This window comes from Arthrobacter sp. 2YAF22_2, from assembly GCF_052114645.1.
Lineage (GTDB): Bacteria > Actinomycetota > Actinomycetes > Actinomycetales > Micrococcaceae > Arthrobacter.
In genome coordinates, this window is sequence record NZ_JBFRFD010000644.1 from 1 (window position 1) to 1,727 (window position 1,727).

Genomic DNA, 1,727 nt, shown 5'->3' on the forward strand with positions numbered 1-1,727 from the left:
CCGTCACCACGCGGGCATTGGCCGCGAGGTCACGGAGCGACGCGGCGGCGGCCAGCACGGGCTTTTCCAGGTCTTCGGGTCGGGCTGCCTCGTCGAGGACCAGGATGATGGCACCGAGCTTTTCGCGCGGCACGGCGTGGCGGCGGACGTCCAGGTCCCAGGACAGCAGCGCTGCGGCGAGGTCATCGGCGCCGTTGCCGGAGCCTTGGACCAGGACCGGGCCGCGGACCAGCGGCTGTCCGGGCTGGTGCCGCCGGAGCACCACCGGTTGCGGCAGGCCGAGCCGCTTGGCGATGTCCTTGCCGAAGCCACGGCTCACGAACTGGGTGTATTTGTCGGTCATCCGGTCCCCCTAGTGTGCTTCGAGAATGGCGACAACGCCCTGGCCGCCGGCGGCGCAGATGGAGATGAGCCCGCGGGCCGGGCGGCCGTCCACCTGTCCCTTGGCGTGCAGCATCTTCGCCAGTGTGGCGACGATCCGGCCGCCGGTCGCGGCGAAGGGGTGCCCCGCGGCGAGGGAGGAGCCGTTGACGTTGAGCTTGGCGCGGTCCACGCTGCCGAGAGCGTCGTCCAGGCCCAGGCGGGTGCGGCAGAACTCTTCGTCGTCCCACGCGGCCAGGGTGCTCAGCACGGTGCCGGCGAACGCCTCGTGGATCTCGAAGAAATCGATGTCCGCGAAGCTGAGGCCGTTGCGGGCCAGCAGGCGCGGAACGGCGAACGCGGGCGCCATCAGCAGGCCGTCCTTGCCGTGGACAAAGTCGACGGCGGCCGCCTCGCCGTCGAGCACGGTGGCCAGCTTAGGCAGGTCATGCGCGTCAGCCCAGTCATCGGAGGCGAGCAGCACGGTGGAGGCGCCGTCCGTGAGGGGGGTGGAGTTGCCGGCCGTCATGGTTGCCTCGGCACCGAGGTTCTTGCCGAAGACGGGCTTGAGGCCGGCGAGCTTCTCAAGGGTGGTGTCGGGACGGAGGTTGGAGTCCTTGCTAAGCCCGCGGTACGGGGTAAGCAGATCGTCGAAGAAGCCCGCGTCGTACGCGGCGGCGAGGTTGCGGTGGCTGTTGTAGGCCAGCTCGTCCTGGGCCTCGCGGGTGACCTTCCACTGCGCGGTGGTGAGGGCCTGGTGTTCGCCCATGGACAGCCCGGTTCGCGGCTCCCCGGTGTTGGGGGCGTCCGGGGCGAGGTCCTTGGGCCGGAGCCGGCTCAGCACCTGGAGCCGCTGCGGCAGGGTCTTGGCACGGTTCAGGTCCAGCAGGATTTCGCGCAGGCCTTCGCTGACCGCGATCGGGGCGTCGGAGGCGGAGTCGACGCCGCCGGCGATGGCGGAGTCGATCTGGCCGAGCTTGATCTTGTTAGCCAGACCGAGCACGGTTTCAAGGCCGGTGGCGCACGCCTGCTGCAGGTCGTAGGCGGGCGTCTCGGCGGACAGGGCCGAGCCGAGGACCGCTTCGCGGGTCAAGTTGAAGTCACGGGAGTGCTTAAGCACAGCGCCGGCGGCGACTTCGCCGATCCGCTCGTCCTGCAGGCCGAAGCGGGCGATCAGCCCGTCCAACGCTGCGGTGAGCATGTCCTGGTTGGACGACTTGGTGTAGGCGCCGCCGGTCCGGGCGAACGGGATGCGGTTCCCGCCCACCACGACGGCCCTGCGGAGTTGCTGCGCTGCAGGGGATCCGGCGTTCGGCGTTGCGGCATCCCTCGGTCCGGTCGTAAACGTTCCGTTTACAGGCATGGGC

1 protein-coding gene and 1 pseudogene are annotated in these 1,727 nt (G+C 70.1%); both read right to left on the bottom strand.

Annotated features, from left to right (window positions below; translation table 11 throughout):
- Window positions 1-343, bottom strand: a pseudogene (locus AB4Y86_RS18230) (3-oxoacyl-ACP reductase); the annotation flags it as partial.
- A gap of 9 nt (window positions 344-352) precedes the next feature.
- Window positions 353-1,723: an acetyl-CoA C-acetyltransferase gene (locus AB4Y86_RS18235; protein ID WP_441403557.1), complete on the bottom strand. Its 1,371-nt coding sequence runs from the start codon at window positions 1,721-1,723 to the stop codon at window positions 353-355.
- Between the last annotated feature and the right edge of the window lie 4 nt (window positions 1,724-1,727).

Excerpts from the sequence above, each read along its gene's own strand:
- AB4Y86_RS18235 (WP_441403557.1), bottom strand. The coding sequence starts at position 1,723 with ATGCCTGTAAACGGAACGTTTACGACCGGACCGAGGGATGCCGCAACG.